General features: G+C 46.8%; 21 protein-coding genes and 2 tRNA genes. 11 read left to right on the top strand and 12 right to left on the bottom strand.

Annotation, left to right across the window (positions count from 1 at the left end):
* The first annotated feature begins 14 nt into the window (after positions 1-14).
* A complete protein-coding gene (locus VDIS_RS08495; RefSeq protein WP_013336821.1) occupies positions 15-923 on the top strand; it encodes a fumarylacetoacetate hydrolase family protein in 909 nt (302 codons plus the stop codon).
* A 45-nt stretch (positions 924-968) separates the two neighbouring features.
* The gene (locus VDIS_RS08490; RefSeq protein WP_013336820.1) at positions 969-1,517 is read left to right on the top strand and encodes a helix-turn-helix transcriptional regulator; all 549 of its coding nucleotides are present in this window, start codon (positions 969-971) and stop codon (positions 1,515-1,517) included.
* 13 nt (positions 1,518-1,530) lie between these two features.
* On the opposite strand, the gene VDIS_RS08485 is transcribed toward VDIS_RS08490, so the two are convergent.
* The 7 genes from VDIS_RS08485 to VDIS_RS08455 form a co-directional block, all read right to left on the bottom strand.
* Positions 1,531-1,746, bottom strand: a complete 216-nt coding sequence (locus VDIS_RS08485; protein ID WP_013336819.1) for a hypothetical protein — start codon at positions 1,744-1,746, stop codon at positions 1,531-1,533.
* Positions 1,746-2,549 carry a plastocyanin/azurin family copper-binding protein gene (locus VDIS_RS08480; protein WP_148678296.1) on the bottom strand — a complete coding sequence of 268 codons (804 nt, stop codon included), beginning with the start codon at positions 2,547-2,549 and terminating at the stop codon, positions 1,746-1,748. Before VDIS_RS08480 ends, VDIS_RS08485 begins: the two co-directional genes overlap by 1 nt.
* A 156-nt stretch (positions 2,550-2,705) precedes the next feature.
* Positions 2,706-3,293, bottom strand: a complete 588-nt coding sequence (locus VDIS_RS08475; RefSeq protein ID WP_013336817.1) for a protoglobin domain-containing protein — start codon at positions 3,291-3,293, stop codon at positions 2,706-2,708.
* A 265-nt stretch (positions 3,294-3,558) separates the two neighbouring features.
* Positions 3,559-3,668: transfer RNA gene (locus VDIS_RS08470), tRNA-Ser, on the bottom strand.
* 39 nt (positions 3,669-3,707) lie between these two features.
* Complete coding sequence (locus VDIS_RS08465; protein WP_013336816.1) at positions 3,708-4,235, bottom strand: ribbon-helix-helix protein, CopG family; 528 nt, start codon at positions 4,233-4,235, stop codon at positions 3,708-3,710.
* Positions 4,236-4,328: 93 nt separating this feature from the next.
* Positions 4,329-5,219, bottom strand: a complete 891-nt coding sequence (locus tag VDIS_RS08460) for a polyprenyl synthetase family protein (protein ID WP_013336815.1) — start codon at positions 5,217-5,219, stop codon at positions 4,329-4,331.
* Between the two features lie 49 nt (positions 5,220-5,268).
* Positions 5,269-6,471, bottom strand: a complete 1,203-nt coding sequence (locus tag VDIS_RS08455; protein ID WP_013336814.1) for an FAD-dependent monooxygenase — start codon at positions 6,469-6,471, stop codon at positions 5,269-5,271.
* A 74-nt stretch (positions 6,472-6,545) separates the two neighbouring features.
* On the opposite strand from VDIS_RS08455, the gene VDIS_RS08450 reads away from it, so the two are divergent.
* From VDIS_RS08450 to VDIS_RS08440, 3 genes are all read left to right on the top strand, one after another.
* Complete coding sequence (locus VDIS_RS08450; protein ID WP_013336813.1) at positions 6,546-6,749, top strand: 50S ribosomal protein L38e; 204 nt, start codon at positions 6,546-6,548, stop codon at positions 6,747-6,749.
* 120 nt (positions 6,750-6,869) lie between these two features.
* Entirely contained in the window at positions 6,870-7,130 is a 261-nt protein-coding gene (locus tag VDIS_RS08445) for a hypothetical protein (RefSeq protein WP_013336812.1), read from the top strand.
* Positions 7,131-7,176: 46 nt separating this feature from the next.
* Positions 7,177-7,479 (top strand): hypothetical protein, encoded by a 303-nt coding sequence (locus tag VDIS_RS08440; RefSeq protein WP_013336811.1) that lies wholly within the window; start codon positions 7,177-7,179, stop codon positions 7,477-7,479.
* Here VDIS_RS08440 and VDIS_RS08435 read toward each other — a convergent pair whose 3' ends face one another.
* Positions 7,480-8,268 (bottom strand): HAD-IIA family hydrolase, encoded by a 789-nt coding sequence (locus VDIS_RS08435; protein ID WP_013336810.1) that lies wholly within the window; start codon positions 8,266-8,268, stop codon positions 7,480-7,482. It abuts the gene before it with no gap.
* A 99-nt stretch (positions 8,269-8,367) separates the two neighbouring features.
* On the opposite strand from VDIS_RS08435, the gene VDIS_RS08430 reads away from it, so the two are divergent.
* From VDIS_RS08430 to VDIS_RS08415, 4 genes are all read left to right on the top strand, one after another.
* Positions 8,368-9,792: an MFS transporter gene (locus tag VDIS_RS08430; RefSeq protein ID WP_013336809.1), complete on the top strand. Its 1,425-nt coding sequence runs from the start codon at positions 8,368-8,370 to the stop codon at positions 9,790-9,792.
* A gap of 77 nt (positions 9,793-9,869) precedes the next feature.
* Positions 9,870-10,304, top strand: a complete 435-nt coding sequence (locus VDIS_RS08425; RefSeq protein WP_013336808.1) for an SRPBCC family protein — start codon at positions 9,870-9,872, stop codon at positions 10,302-10,304.
* A gap of 74 nt (positions 10,305-10,378) precedes the next feature.
* Positions 10,379-10,453, top strand: a tRNA-Arg gene (locus VDIS_RS08420).
* Positions 10,454-10,787: 334 nt separating this feature from the next.
* Entirely contained in the window at positions 10,788-11,258 is a 471-nt protein-coding gene (locus tag VDIS_RS08415) for a hypothetical protein (protein ID WP_013336807.1), read from the top strand.
* A 184-nt stretch (positions 11,259-11,442) separates the two neighbouring features.
* Here VDIS_RS08415 and VDIS_RS08410 read toward each other — a convergent pair whose 3' ends face one another.
* From VDIS_RS08410 to VDIS_RS08395, 4 genes are read right to left on the bottom strand one after another with little or no spacing between them, the layout of a single operon-like run.
* Positions 11,443-11,916, bottom strand: coding sequence for an 8-oxo-dGTP diphosphatase (locus VDIS_RS08410; RefSeq protein WP_013336806.1), 474 nt, complete (start codon positions 11,914-11,916; stop codon positions 11,443-11,445).
* A 55-nt stretch (positions 11,917-11,971) separates the two neighbouring features.
* Positions 11,972-13,213: an MFS transporter gene (locus tag VDIS_RS08405; RefSeq protein ID WP_013336805.1), complete on the bottom strand. Its 1,242-nt coding sequence runs from the start codon at positions 13,211-13,213 to the stop codon at positions 11,972-11,974.
* Between the two features lie 47 nt (positions 13,214-13,260).
* On the bottom strand, positions 13,261-14,313 hold the full coding sequence (gene rtcA, locus VDIS_RS08400) for an RNA 3'-terminal phosphate cyclase (protein WP_013336804.1): 1,053 nt from the start codon (positions 14,311-14,313) through the stop codon (positions 13,261-13,263).
* A 23-nt stretch (positions 14,314-14,336) separates the two neighbouring features.
* Complete coding sequence (locus VDIS_RS08395; RefSeq protein WP_013336803.1) at positions 14,337-14,855, bottom strand: hypothetical protein; 519 nt, start codon at positions 14,853-14,855, stop codon at positions 14,337-14,339.
* 78 nt (positions 14,856-14,933) lie between these two features.
* Between VDIS_RS08395 and VDIS_RS08390 the strand changes: the two genes are divergently transcribed.
* Both VDIS_RS08390 and VDIS_RS08385 read left to right on the top strand, forming a co-directional pair.
* Complete coding sequence (locus VDIS_RS08390; RefSeq protein WP_013336802.1) at positions 14,934-15,377, top strand: peroxiredoxin; 444 nt, start codon at positions 14,934-14,936, stop codon at positions 15,375-15,377.
* Positions 15,378-15,465: 88 nt separating this feature from the next.
* Positions 15,466-16,275, top strand: coding sequence for a G1 family glutamic endopeptidase (locus VDIS_RS08385; protein WP_013336801.1), 810 nt, complete (start codon positions 15,466-15,468; stop codon positions 16,273-16,275).
* The last annotated feature ends 18 nt before the right edge of the window (positions 16,276-16,293 follow it).

Genomic DNA, 16,293 nt, shown 5'->3' with positions numbered 1-16,293 from the left:
ACTATTCATTGAACGTGAAGCTCCTCTCCTTCCTATGGAATAACTCAGTTAGGGTTGGCGTATATACCGAAAAGGGAGTTCTAGACCTGCCAAGCACTTACATGAGCATTTATGATGCGACGGAGTCGCCGAGCTTCCTCTACGACATGAGATCCCTCATAAGCAGCGGGGAGCCTGCCTTAGCCATGGTTAGGGAATTGGTAGATAAGGCATTAAGGAGTGGTGACATTGCATTATTTAGAGATCCAAACGCAATAACCTGGTTACCGCCAGTACTAAACCCAGAGAAGGTACTTTGTGTCGCCGTTAATTATAGGGCTCATGGTGAGGAAAGCCAGGCAAAACCCCTTGATAGGCCATACTTCTTCCCAAAATTCCCAAATGCACTCATTGGTCATAATCAACCAATACTCAAGCCCAAGGTCTCGAAGCAGGTTGATTGGGAGGTGGAACTGGCAGTAATTATTGGTAGGAGGGGTAAGTATATCGATGTTAATAAGGCCCTTGACCACGTCTTTGGGTACTTAATTCTTAATGACGTGTCAATGCGCGATTGGCAATTCCCAAGTAAGGAGCCCTACGGCATGGACTGGATCTATGGTAAGAGCATGGATTCATCAACGCCAGTGGGCCCATACATCGTGACAAAGGACGAGATACAAGACCCGCATAACCTTAGACTAACGCTCAGGGTCAATGGTAATGTGGAACAGGATGATAACACGAGGAACCTAATATTCAAGATACCCGAATTAATTCATTGGGCATCCCAGGGCGTTACGCTTAAGCCTGGCGACTACATAAGTACCGGGACACCATCAGGTGTTGGCTTCCCAAAGGGTAAGTTCCTGAGGGGTGGTGACGTTGTTGAGGCAGAGGTCGAAAAAATAGGCACACTGAGGAATACAGTCATCGAGGAGTGAATAGCTTAGAAGGATTTATTAAATTACGATATTAAATAAGCAATAATGAGTGGAGGCCATAATGCGTTGCGTAATGTATTAGTCATAATAGGCGCAATCATATTAGGCGTAAGTGCATATTTACTCTATGGCGCATTGGTCATGGTTAATTACATGGCTTATTACCACTGCATGGGGATGATGTGTGGGATGATGATGTACTACCCATTATTCTTACCCTTGGCGTTATTAACCGTGGGTATAATTACAGTAATTGCGCCAATAATCCTCATAAGATCCACCGGGAATACCCAGGGACTGAGTTACGCTGCAATGCGGGAGACTGCGGCGAAGGGTGATTCCGTGACGGGTTATTCCAATGATTATTATAGTAAGGTCTTAAGGCTATTGCCTAAGACTGAGCGTGAGGTCCTTGAGTACGTGATTAAGTCTGGGGGTGAGGTTTTTCAGTACCAGATAATGAAGGACCTAGGTTTGTCAAAGGTCCAGGCCTGGAGGATAGTACGTAGGCTTGAGGAGAAGGGCTTAGTTGAGGTCATTAAAGTTAAGGGTAGAAACATTGTGAAACTTAAGGATTTTAAGGGCAGTAAGTAGTGCTTTTTACGATTTAGCCATGGCATGAACCATGCTCATGACTTTCATGCCTATGAGTACTGCTTGATGATGTCCGCGATAAATTCCTGATTATCCAAACTATTACGAGTATTATGAGTATTAGAAATAATATGGCAATTAGGGCACCAATTATCCATCCAAACCATCCAAAGCCGAACCACGGACCAAAACCCCAACCCCACCAACCCCACATACATGGACAAGGCATTACCACCACCCCATCATACCACCCATCCAACCAGGTCCATAGTACGTACCTGGGTATTGAACAGTGGAGTACGGGTATGTTGACGTGCTTAAACCATTGCCCACGGCAATTATCTCCCCATACATACCCTCCTCCGCATGCCCTGGGTAGGTGCATAAGTACCAATACGTACCTGGTGCGGTGATCGTGAATGTGTATTCATAGCCATATGCATAACCAGCATTATAGTTAGCCGGCGGTAACCACCTCATTAAAAGCATCATCTGGGGACCCATGCCACCGTACATGCCTACGTAGGGCATTACGTAATACGGGTATGGGGGCGGTACCGTGGTAACCACAAAGTTATGGTACATATCATCATCGAGATTAACAAAGATTACATGAACAACGGCGCCCGCGGGCATGACTAGTGTCGGATTTATAAGCCCATAAATAACAAAGACATCGCCGTGAACGTACGGCGGAGGAGTCGCATTAAACATTCTCACAGCATCGTCACCCATCATAGCCACGACTAATAAGTTAATATTCTTACTAGTGAATACTATAGTATTGTTATTCGGATAAACATGGGCGTAACTTGGCACTTCCATAACCTCCTTAATGACTTGACTTATTGAATATGTACCATAAGTATAACCACCATAGTAATTACTCGCACTAGGACCTATGGGCAGGGCGCCAGGGTAATTACCATAATAATTATTATAGTAATAAGGCGTAAGTGCATAAGCTAAACCTAGACTAACCGCTACGCCAATGGCAATACCCACCGCAATCCAAATCCAAGTCCTGCTCATACCAATCACGAAGGTGCGAATCTGGTTTCCTGAATAAAAACCCTCTGTGTAACCAGTCGTGTAACCACCACGTAAAATAGGTTTCTTAACCATTGTAGTTCCATCAATAACAATACCGTAAAGCGGTAAGTAACTTGCTCTGATTTTAAATGAAATTCATTTTTTGACACCAGACGCTAATTCCTCAATAATGGAAATAACCAAGTTCCTGAGGAGATCACCGTTAATGTTAACCCTACTTAATGCGTATTCCATAATATCGTAGTAACCACCGACCATTAATGATGATTGGGTGACACCAAACTTGACCAGGGCGGAAATTAACTCGGGACTTGCCTGCACCTTCTTAATCACGTTATCTATTATCCAAGCCCACATACCCATGAACATGGGTGGTGTAACACTCCTCCTATAGTGAATAATGCCTACGTAGGTCTGCCACAACCAATAATCCTCATTAAACGGGCCCCTCAACGTCCTAATCCACCAATCCCTAAGCGTCTTCTCCCTCAGCGGTCTCTCGTCGGCTTGAAAAACGGCTGCAGTAGGTCCGTGGGAGAACAATGTATCATAGAAGCCCTTAACGATATCCCCGGTTATTGACTCAAGTAACGGTCTATACTTCATAATTATCGAGATATCACTATCGTTAAACCTAGCCTGTGGTGGTATTTGGTTCATCGTGGTATTAACTATCCTACTTAAGAGCTTACTAATCTCGCTACCCTCTATGAAATAGGACATACGTTATTGACGATGCAGAGTAGAAATATAAACAGTGTATGTAATAATCAGAAAAATGAACTAGAAATAGGAGAAGAGAATAAATTAAACAGTGATTAATGTACTTAATTAGTGATGCATGATGATGATCATGGTAATTATGTAAATAAAAACATGCAGGGCAATACTAACATCATTGCCAAAAACTGGAGTTAATTAGATAATTTTATTTCATGAAGGTACAGGAATCACTAGCATAAACTTAACATGACCAAGTAACAATCCGTGGTGCCGGGGCCGGGATTTGAACCCGGGCCCCCTTGCGGGGACAGGATCTCAAGTTTCGCACCGCGGAATCGCGGACCTGCGCCTTGGACCTGGCTCGGCCACCCCGGCAAGCCAACAAACCATTAACTGTGATTTAAAGTTTTCTTATTACTCCTCCTCGAGTAGTGTTGTTAGTGTTACTTGAATTGTCTTTAACTTCTCGTACTCCTCCTCCATGCCGTACTTAAGGGCCTTAACCATGTATTTAACGGCCTTATTCCTTAGCCTCCTTATGTACTCATTGCCTCTTGGGTTTATTACTCCCTTCTTCACCTTGTTTATCACGTCCATGGACTCCTTTATTAATTCATCAATCTCCATCTTCAGGCCGATCTGTGCCATGTCCGTGTGCTCCTCAATGGTCTTTTTATTTATGTTTACATTTAGGAATATGGGTTGTGTTATTACACGGGGCTCGGGCTTGATTAGTTTGTACTTACCCATTATGTAGCCAGCCACTAAATACCTGAGTAGTTCCGAGACCCCATCCAAGCCCTCCTTCTCAGCCAACTTAGTGAGTAATTCCTTAACTGATTTGTGAACCCTAACCGATACCACTGCACCATCCTTCTCCGGCGCCCTGAATAGGTCCTCATACCTCACAGGTACGTCATCAATTATGAAGACCTCGCTCATCAATTGATTGTAATTTGCGATTTAAATTTAGGGATGACTTATTTTGCGATGTATTATATGGCTTATTACAGCCCTTTCTTAACTAATCAATTCTTAAATCCTCAGCAAATTTATGTAATTAACCAGGACCTCATTATTCACGACCTCCCTAATCACCTTAACGGCATTATCAAGCATTTCATTTAATAAGCCCCTGGCCTTATCAATGGCGCCCCTGACATCACCATTGCCCTTACTCATTATCCTCACGATATTAATCTCATCGGTATTAGCTCCAGGATTCCCACTATCAATGTTTAGGTAATCAATTACGTCATCCCTAACCTGAAACGCGATGCCCACGAACCTACCCACATCCCTAATTTTGCTTATTACCTCATCATCCTTAACATTGACTGAGTAGGCGCCAACAACCATTGAGGACTCGATAAGCGATGCAGTCTTATAGTAAATAAGCCTTAAGTAATCATCGATAGTCACATTGGCCCTACTGCTCAGTTCAGACTCAAAGCTCTGACCAATCGCTAATTTAATGGATGAATTTAGGAGCTCAAACACAATATCATTATCGCCACTCCTTATGGCATACTCCACGGCCTTAGCAATTATTAAGTCACTGGCGAGCATTGCCGTATGCGGGCCATAGATACTGTACGGAGTCTTCACACCCCTCCTAATCCTTTGCTGATCCATTATATCGTCTTGAAGCAATGACGCTGTATGTATTAACTCAACAGATGCGGCGGGTAATATTGCTCTTTCAAGACCACTACCATTGCCTAGGGCATAGGCCATTAGCAAGACTAGGGTTGGTCTAATGAGCTTTCCCCTATTCCTTATGTAGTGGTAAGTGGCATTTAACAGATTATCGGGCATCCAAAGACCAGTGAAAGATCCCTCAAGTACCTGAATGACCTTATTAATCGCTGACCTAACCTCCATGGGCAACAACTCCATGTACTTGCTTGGATTCAATACGGCCATCTATTTCATAATTCCCTAAACTTATGCCTTAATAAATACTACATACACGTCAAGATAGCTTGGAGATGAACTTAATTAATAAGTCACCAATTAGGAACTTAATTAGGGTACTCATCCTCATTGAGGATAGGGTGGCCTCATAAATAGAGCTAGTCATGTAACTTCTCGAAACCTTAACTGCCAACTCCATGGCATCCCTATTCATCAATAATGGGTCACCAATCCTCCTGAACATTACCATCCTATCCATCAGGGGCTTAAACAACCTGTTCATGAGCGATGAATAATCATATCCAAGCATCATCGACTCACCGAGTAGGTGGGCAGTTATCATGGCGGGATTAATGCCGGCGCCATTAGTTGGTATTACTGAGCCAACAGCATCACCGATTAAGTAGGCATTACCTGCGCCATACTTATTTAACAAGCCACCAACAGGTAAGGTCTTCATAAGCACGGATCTTTGGGTGCTCTCAAGCCCGTATTTACTGACGAAGAGCGCATGGTAATCAATTGGGTTACCCCCTCTCCACGCTATATTATTCCTAACGCCAACACCGATGTTATGAGAACCATCGCCCCTTGGGAATATCCAGGCGAAGCCGCCCGGTGCTACCCCTGGGTCCATCACGATGACCGCCTCATCATCCACGTACCTACCCCTAGCCCTCGCGCTTGTCGCTATTATCAAGTCCTCAGCCCTGAAGCCCCTGGTTATGCCCAGGCTTAAGTCAACAATTGATGGGTACGCGTCAGCGCCAATTAGCGTCTTGGCACTAATGACGCACTCGCCACCATCCTTATCATGGACAAGGCACTCATAACCCCCATTCTTAGTCGCGCATTTAACTGCCGTAATGCCAAAACGAACATTGGCACCACCATTAATGGCATCCTCAATGATACCCCTAATCATTGCCGACTTATCAATGACGTAGGTCCTAAAGGGCATCCTAGCTATGTCACGGCCATTAATCACGAGTCTTAACCACCCAATCTCATTAACAATAAATTCCTTACGTAGCGTCTCCCTAAGCGTTGTCAGTAAAACATCGTATAAATCCCTATTAATCCAGGGCTTAAGAAGGTCCTCACTGGGTAGTAATTCACCGCATATTACCGGTGCGTATATCACGGACTTCTTATCAATGAGCATGACATCGCCATTAAACCCATTCCTGACTAGGTAACGGGCTAGGTAGGAGCCAGCCGGTCCGCCGCCAATTATTAATACATCGGTCTTAACAACCACGCTAATACTGATTACTTCGGCTTAATTACTTCTTCTGTAGAAATCCTTAAAAAATCCCCTGCACAGGCAGTGACGTGCCTAGGGAGGTATTCCTTGTAGAGTTGTGGCGTAGATACGCAGACACTGCTGAGGAGATCAAGGTTAAGAGATACCCTGATTACGTTAAGTTAAAGGCTAGGCTTAAGCATTACCTATACACAATTAGGGTACCGCCCGACGTTGCTGATCAATTAATTAAGGAGTATAAGTCGAAGAATAAGACTATTAATGAGTATTAGGATTCGGGCTCACCACTCATCAACGCTCAGTGCTCCAGACCCTAATCATTAATTCATACGGTAGCAAGGACAATTACCAACTAATAAACCTTATTAAGGGGGTTAACCTCCGTTGTCTCGATGTCGAGCGAAGAAATAATCAATAAGGCAAGGGAATTAGTGATTAAATTGAGGACGGCTGAGGAATTGGTAAGGAGTGGGAAGCTTGATGATGGCATTAAGTTGTTTAGGGAGGCCACGAAGGAGGCTAAGGAGGCGAAGCTCTTCGATAATTACATAGCCATTATTAGGAGGGTCAGGAGGTTAATCAATGAGACTAGGGCTAGGCAGGCTAGGAGTGCTGCTAAGCAGGAGACTAAGGCTGGGGAGGGTAAGGCATAATTTTTAAATTAACCCGCAACCCACCACACTGCGGCTTGGTGGTGGTATGGCAATAACCTGCTCAAGATGGGAGAAACTAATTGAGAAGGCCGAGAGGGAGGGCAATAAGGAGAAGGCACTGGAATTTAGGGAGAAGTTGGTGGAGTGCGTGGTTTACACAGCGCAGGAATTAATCGCCAGGGGTAGGTCGAGGGATTTGGATGAGGCTGAGGAGCTTCTTAAGTATGGTGAGGAGGTTGGTAATAAGCTTGGTATTAATGAGCTTCTATTCCACGTAAACCTGCTTAGGAAGAGAATTGAGGAGAAGCGTGAGAGGAGGAGGCCAAAGGAGGCGGAGGCTAAGCAGTGATTACTTCAATATATCAATCAACGTATTAACCACAAGGGTCGGCTTATACCTACTATTGACTAAGTCCTCAGCCCTTGTCTCGCCCGTAAGGACGAGTATTGAGTCAATGTCATTCTCATTAGCCATTGCTATGTCCGTGTATAACCTATCACCAATTATCACGGAATCGCTGGGCTTCACATTCAGCTTCCTAAGCATGTAATTAAGAAATAAACTACTGGGCTTGCCAGTAACCGCCACTGGTTCCTTACCCGTGGCCGCCCTAATCAATGCCCATATGGAACCAGCGTCTGGTATGTAACCCCTATCCGTTGGGCATAACACGTCTGGATTAACCACGATATATGGAACGCCAGACATTATATGGCGCACGGCCCTGACCAACTTACCATATGTTAATGTCTTATCAAAGGCTATGAGCACGACCTCGGGATTTCCAGGATCATGAGTAATACCGGACCTGATTAAGTCCTGGATAAATTCAGGCGTGCCGAGTGCATAGACCCTCCTGACCCCAAGTTCCCTTAAATACTCAATCGCAGCCTCCGTAGACACGAGAACCTCATTTAAGGAAAACCTCCTCCTTAATATCCGACTCAACCTCCTAATGTGATGCTCCTTACTAAAGGATGAATTGTTAGTCATTACGACGAATCGCTTGCCGTGCTCATCAAGGAACCTTATAAACTCCCTGGCGCCGGGTAGTGGCTTCGAACCAATGTACAACGTACCATCACCATCTAAAATGATCAATTCCTTACTTAGCACCAGCCTTATTGCTTCATTCATAACCCTACCAATTGATGCTTGACCTGCGTCAACTTAATATATCTTTATTCACCTATCACAGGGATAATACTTATTAAAAATCATTATTACCTAGTAATTATGACAAACAGTGACGAGTCAGGAATTAAAGTAGTAAAGACAGACCTACTGGCTCGCTTAGACCGGTTGCCGTTCTCACCATTCCACCGGAAGGTCATACTCGTATTAACGGCTGCATACTTCCTAGATGGTCTGGAGAGCACACTTTATGGTGGTGTGTTGGCCATTGTCGCTAAGGTGTTTAAGATAACGTCCCTCGAGTCTACGCTGGGTCTCGTACTATTCCTAATAGGAGCAGCCATTGGTGCTGAATTATTTGGTGTCTTGGCAGACGTCCTTGGTAGGAAAAGGCTGTTTATGACTACTATACTGATTTATGGTTTGTTTACGGCATTGTCGGCAGCTTCATTCAACTTCATAAGTCTTACCGTATTCCGATTCCTCACAGGTGTTGGCATAGGCGGTGAGTACGGCGCAGTGAATAGCGCAATTCAGGAATTCGTACCACCGAGGGAGAGGGGTAAGTGGTTGGGCTTCGTAATCGGCGCTGGTTGGGACGTCGGCACGGTCATCGCATCACTAATCTCCTACTTTGCCATATCCAGGTTACCGATAAGCATTGGTTGGAGGGTCGCCTTCCTAGTTGGCGCAATACTTGCCGTATTCGTGTGGGTCATTAGGAGGTCGATACCTGAGTCACCGAGGTGGTTACTATCAAAGGGCAGGTATAATGAGGCTGAGGGCATTGTTAGGCAGGTTGAGGACCTCGTTAAGAATCAACTGGGAATTAAGGAATTACCGCCTGTACAACCTGTCGATGTCGTAATTGCGAGTCCGAGGGGTTGGACGGTGGCTAGGAAGGTCTTCACATTATATCCAAGGAGAGCCGTAAGCGCAGTGTTGCTTAACTTCTCAGAGACTTGGCCGTACTATACTGCATTCACGTTAATACCCGTGTTCCTATCCTCACTGGGTGTTCCATCAACGATAATACCACTATACCTAGTTCCAGTTACGGCATTTGGCGCCGTGGGTGCCTTCGTTATTCCGTACCTAGCCGATAAGGTTGGTAGGAGACCCATGGCAGTGGTGTCATACGCAGTCGGTGGTCTCCTTGGCCTATTAATGGCCTACCTATACTACATTAAGGCGATTGGCCTTACTGGGCTTATAGGCCTGCTGGCCCTAACGTACTTCTTCGTTTATGCGGCTGCCGACATACTCTATGTAATGATACCTGAGGTCTTCCCGACGCAGTTGAGGGCCGCGGCGGTAGGTACTGCGGTGTCCATAGGTAGGCTTGGCGGTATAATCGGAGCATTTGTAATGCCGTACATAATAGTTACCTTCAAGCCACTGCCCTACGCAGCGCTAATCGCATTCACATTGATGGCTGTGATAATGATAATAGGCGCAATAGCCGGTGTGCTAATTGGTGTTGAGGGTAAGGGCAAAAGCCTGGAGGAGCTGTCGACGTATAGGTGATTGAAATTAGGCAGTTCCCTCAAAATAATCAAAAATAAACACTCTTTACTCCCATTACACACATAGAAATAACCAACATGTCAATACTAGGTATTGAATTCACAGTGAGTGTAGAAATAAATCCAGGGAATGCGGATAGGGTATGGCAGGTACTCAGCGATGTCAAGTCCATGCCGAGGTATTGGAGGGGCCATAGAGAAATAGATATATTGAGCAAGGACGGTAATACGTATACCGCCAGGATAAAGTTCGCATTCCCAGGCCCGGGTAGTAAGGGCATCGCGAGAATTGAGGTACATGACCCAGAGAGACTTGTGCTAATTAATTATTTGAGGGGCCCGATAAGAGGCTATGTAAGGAATTACATAAATGGAAATTCATTAATTAGTCAGTGGGACGTAAGAATAACGCCGCTCTTCATAATAATGAAACCCTGGATAAGGAAGCACTTCATGAACGGCACAACGAACGCATTAATGCGAATAGTAGGTGAGGCTATAAATGGTAAATAACGGGGGTGAGGTAAGAGATTCCGTAAATCAGACACAAGCAAAAACTTAAATTTCCCAAGTCATTGACTTACCTTGGCCCCGTAGCTCAGCCAGGATAGAGCGGCGGCCTCCTAAGCCGTAGGTCGTGGGTTCGAATCCCACCGGGGCCGCTAACATAGGTTGTTTAATTCATATCATACCGTAATACGTGGATTCTTTCTCCTTACCGAATCAACTTTAGACTGCTAATTGCCTGAATGAGGGAATTTACATAGGAATTCCTTGAGTAAGTTTGTCGATACAATGGAGATTGCCTAATCGTATCACTCATTGTATTTGACGATTCATAGTATATAAATGGTGCCGTTGTAATTATTGATGGCGCAATAACCCTGGCTTAGTAATGATTATTTAATAACATGCCTTGTTGAAATGATTAATTTTTGTATTTTCACTTAATAGTATTAGTAAGGTTTTTATATTCTGGAATAGAAAGTAATGCGAATGCCCGCACAGGCATTATTTGCGCCGGGATACTCCGTGGTTATTTACTACCCTTACAATGGTAATTCACCAAGGAGGAAAATCCCAGAGGGCATAAGGACCTTCGAGAGGAGGTATTACGACCTTGGCTCGCTCCTTTGGTTTATTGAGGCCTGGTATTGGGAACCCAGGAATGGTGACTTCTACCTTGAGAGGAATCACGAGATTCACCCTAAGGCGCCCGCCATATACCTAGTGATACCGCCTGGGCAGGGAGTAGCAACTGATGGTGGTTCCAGGGAAGGTGACGAGAGAAGACACTTCATTATTCTCCCATTCATACTAGCGCCAATACTATACCTACTAAGCCCCGTGATTATTAACGTTAATGTGAAGCCAGGTAACTACACAATTGTTTTTGACGGTAATGACATGATGAACGTTCAAGCGATGCCTACCACGGAGGATGAGACCAAACGCAGAGCTACGTAGTGCCAGTGTTGGCAATACGTGGGAGTTACCATGAGGTAGTGGTCTTGCTCAGTGGTCGGTTTTCTCGTCACCCGATCCGTCCTGGAAGGAGTCAGCACTAAGGGATTATTAAGCCCAGTCCCTATTAAGTGTTTAGTGATGATTAGTGACACGACCGAGCAATGAGGAGCGAGGGCGTGACTGATCACGTACTCCTGACCAACTCGAAGACCTGCCCACCAATGAGTCTCCAGTGGTCGAAGTCGAACCTTGCATAAACCTTCTTGCCGCTTAGGACCTTTGGTAGCCACATCACATCATCACTCCACATGTTGTCATACGGAACCTCATTAACCCCAAACCAAACTGGCTCAGCCTCATCGGACTCCCTGGGCACTCCGTCGAATTCTCTGGCGAGGAATACGTGGACGAAGTGCACGGACTCCACCCTACCATCCTCATAATTCCAAAACTCGAGAAGTCCCATCCACTCTAAATTCTTCGGCGTAATACCAACCTCCTCCCTACACTCCCTAACTGCGGCCGAGACCACGTCCTCACCTTCCTCAACCTTACCACCAACCCCATTATAATAACCAGCACCGAGCCCGCGCTTCTTCCTTATCAGGAGGACCCTGCCATCCCTAACCACGTAGACCAGGGTCTCGATGAATATCATTACCCAATTCATGATACGCCTAGGGAATTAAGGATTATCCCTGAGGTGAGGTTGTTCATGAATTGCCTTTTGTTAGTCTTTCTATTTCCTCAAGATCCTTCCTCGCAGTTTCCATACCGGTGAATAACGCGGTTATGGCCATTATTAATACAAAGACCCCAACCCAGCCGAGGTACTGCATTATTAAGCCTGTGTAGAGGTACATTGGCGTTAATGCACCAAACACGAAATTCGCGATCCTATTTAGGGAGAAGGCTATTCCGTCTGCGAAGGACTTAACCTCCACTGGGAACACCTCGGTCTGAACAGTGTATGCACCGCTAACGACTAGGAACGTCATGAACATGGCCAGAGACAGCGAGTACTCAAGCCCAGGAGTCCTATACGTGATCGCCACGTACCAGAAGGCAATCCCCAAACCAATTAATGACGCCATTAGCAGGATCCTCCTACCAACCCTGTCAAGCATTAGTGAGCCGAGCAAGGCGCCCAGCGTCGCGAAGACCCAAAGCAGTAATACCGTGCCTAGCATACTGCCATAACCACCACCCCTGAGGGCGACGAGCATTGGCGTGAATATTGTGAAGATGGATGTCGTGCCGGCGCCAACCCAGGCAGCTGATGAATAAATAAGCATTCTCCAGTAACCCCTCCACACCTCATTGAATGGCATCCTCCTACGCCCCGGGGCACCCCTGAGCAACCACCTTGTTGATTCAGGCAACCTACTCCTCAGCAGTATGACTATTGCCGCGGGAATGGCGCCGGCACCGAGGATAATCCTCCATAGGATGCCTGGGGGTAATCCCATTGTGAGGAATACGTGGGCCAATAGGGCACTGACCAAGCCACCAAGTGGCATCATTATTAATGAAACACCAAGTAGGAGGCCCCTCCTCGGCGTTGGTGACTCCTCAGAGAGTAAGGCTGGTCCGGACACTATGTCAGCACCAATTCCGAAACCAACCAGGAACCTAAGCGCCAGGAGCTGCCCTGGGGATGTTACGAATGCCGAGAGGAACGAACTAACTAGGAAGAAGGATATGTCGCTCAGTAGCGCCACTCTCCTGCCCCTAAGGTCGCTGAACACGCCGAAGACCAGGGCACCGAACACACCGCCTATGTAAGTGGTTGTGCCAAGCAATCCCTGCATCTCTGGAGTCAAGCGCATGAAGTGAACCAGGAAGGGCAGGACAATACTGATGTTTAGTAGGTCATAACCATCGAGGAAAGTACCTAGGCCAATGAGCACCGATAACAAGACATGACTACCCCTATACCCAGTGCTTAACCCCATTAATCAGCCTCATTGTGATGCGCCTAGTAAAAAATAACCCAGCACGATTAAGCGTGGAAAACCCTAATGAGGCCAGGCTTGCCCTCCTTACCACTGACCTCAAACTTAACACCGAGTATTTTCTCAACAATGTATATGTTAGTTAAGGCATGAAGAGTTATCCTAGAAATGCCAACGACACTGTTGCCGGCCAGGGCCATGTAGGGTATCACCATGTCACCCATGTGCTCATCAAGCGCCATACCACTCCTTAAGCTCTCGAGCAACTTACTGGCTGCCTCCTCACCAACCACCTCCGCAGGCTTACCCCTCTCACCAAGCGCATCCGCACCCTTCACTAAGCCCTTGCTCGACACGGCCCAGAGGACGATACCACTGCCCGGCCCCAGGTGCGGGTCCTTACCCTGTTCGTAGGTCTCCACGGCAATGTCAATTGGGACCTTAACACCGGCCTTGACCAGGTACTCCCTAGCCGAGTTAGCCTGCCTATGAGCCACGTGAGCCGGCAGCCTAACCGCATGCGAAATCCCCCTAACCTCCCTCAAATCACCAAACTCAACAACCTCAACGGGCCTCAGCTTACTCGGCTCCACAGTCATCACAACCTCACCACCACCCCTTGGGTAGTGACCACGCCTTACGAGCTTGACCTCAGCCTTAACACCGAATAGACCAAGCATTGGGAGCATCACGAACCTCACGTAGTCAATCGGCGGTGACCAGGGTACGTCAGTCCCGCCCGTTATCATCACGGTACTCCTACACGGGGCGAACACGAGTATTGGGAGTATCGTCTGTATAACGAGCGTAACCGCACCGGCAGTGCCAATGTCGAACCTAAACTCACCACAGCCAATCCTCCCTGGTTTAAACACAAGCTCAGTGGAGCCCTTTACCGCGCCCGTAACCTGGGCATTAGATATCTTAGCGGCTGCAATAACGCCGGTCAGGTGCTGCTGTTGAAGCCCTGGATTACTCCTCTTAGCTCTGATATTGTATATCCTAACCGGCCTACCCGTAATTGCTGATAGTGCCAGGGCAGTCCTAAGTATCTGCCCACCACCCTCAAGCACTGAACCATCAATCTCCACAAGACTCATCATGCGAATAACCAACAAGAACTTTAATACTTAACGCAATCACCGTTAAGCCTCCTAAGCGCATCAACAACGTCACCACTAACCACCCTAACATCAACATAATCAACAAAGACAGAGAAAACACAACAAAGAAGCCTAACAACAGCTGCTATGGCGTCCCTACCCACGACAGGCCTATCACTAGACTTGGCAACCTCCCTCGTAAGGTGAAGGACGTACTTATTAACATCCCTAATAATTCCCTGGGCATCATCATAGCCAGGGCACGCCCTGACCCTACGCCTAAACTCCCTGGCGCCCCCGCGTTTGAGGTATGGCAGGTAGTAAATGACGTCCTTATACCTCCTACCTTTAACAATCTTGAAGAATTGAATTAAACTGCGGGAGTGCATGAGTATGGACTCCGCGAGTGCAGCCTCAATAACACTCACATACTCACTTGAGTTGCATGCAGTGCCTAGGCTCATAAACACCCTATACATGCTCAGTACCCTCTCGTACTCGCGGATTACCTCCATTAGGTAGCTCCTTAGTGAGCTCATGGGATTAAGCGCCCGGGACCAGTTATATTAAGTTAATTCAAACTAAACATAGAAAAGCCCGACCACGAGGTTGGATTGATGGTCAACGAGGGTGAGGAGGCTCCCGACTTCGAACTACAAAGCCATGATGGGGAGACAGTAAAGTTATCGAGTTACAGGGGCAGGTGGGTAGTGCTATACTTCTTCCCAAAGGCCTTCACCAGCGGCTGCACGAGGGAGACCCAGGAATTCGCCAGGCTATGGGACGAATTCGAGAAGCTGGGCGTGGTGGTCCTGGGCATAAGCACAGACTCTGTGAGCACCCAGAGGAGGTTCGCCGAGAAGTACGGCGTCAAATTCAAACTACTAAGCGATAGTGAGAAACGCACGTCACAGGCATACGGTGTGCTGAGGCCCACGGGGACCGCGGAGAGGGTCACATTCATAGTAAACCCGGAGGGCAAGGTGGCTAAGGTAATCAGGAGGGTTAAGCCGGAGGAGCATCCTGTTAAGGCTTTGGAATTCCTGAGACAAAGTATGTAAAATAATTCGAAGACAATAATACATATTCAATGAATTAAAAATGAACATGGGTAATGCTTTAAAGGGATAATCAATGACTACTTAGTTAATGACTGGGAAAATGACTGGGAACAAGCTAATACCCATACTCGTAACACTCACGTTAATAGCCGTAGTAGCAGTGGCCACAGCCCACGCACCGGCAACACCCACCATGCACCCAATGATTAAGCACGGCGTTGGCTACGCATCAACAGTCTACAGCCTAAACTGGGCAGGCTACGCAGTACCCGCGCGGGAGGGTACTGTAATAAGTGTCGCAGGTTCATTCATTGTTCCATCCGTGACCTGCACCAGGCAGACAACCTACGTGGCCCTGTGGGCCGGGCTTGACGGGTACAACGACAGTACGGTTGAGCAGGCGGGGATAGCCGTAGAGTGTAGTGGTGGTAAGCCCATATACTGGGCATGGTATGAATTCTACCCATCACCCTCTGTGGAAATAAGCGGATTCACAGTCAAACCCGGCGATGTGATCTACGTGAACGTAACGTACATAGGCAATGGCGAATTCAACATAGTGATCAAGGACATCACAAGGGGCGAGACATACACAGTAACGGGTAGCGTAAGCGGAGCACTACTCTCATCAGCCGAATGCATACTAGAGAGACCAACGGTTAATGGCCAACTAACGGCACTGGCAAACTTCGGAACAGCATACTTCGGGCAGGACTACACAGACGTGATCGGCACGTGCTACGCAACCGTGGGCGGTAGCACCGCGACCTTCGGAAACTACCCATCAACCGTGGAAATAATAATGACAGCATACAACGGCAAGATCCTGGCACAACCAAGCACACTAACCACTGACGGATCAAGCTTCACAGTAACATACATAAGCAGCGGAAAGTGAAGCAACAATTAATTCGAC

Origin of the sequence: Vulcanisaeta distributa DSM 14429, assembly GCF_000148385.1 — an archaeon.
Classification (GTDB): domain Archaea; phylum Thermoproteota; class Thermoprotei; order Thermoproteales; family Thermocladiaceae; genus Vulcanisaeta; species Vulcanisaeta distributa.
Note: the sequence above shows the minus strand (reverse complement) of the source record. Positions and strands in the feature narration are given on the sequence as shown.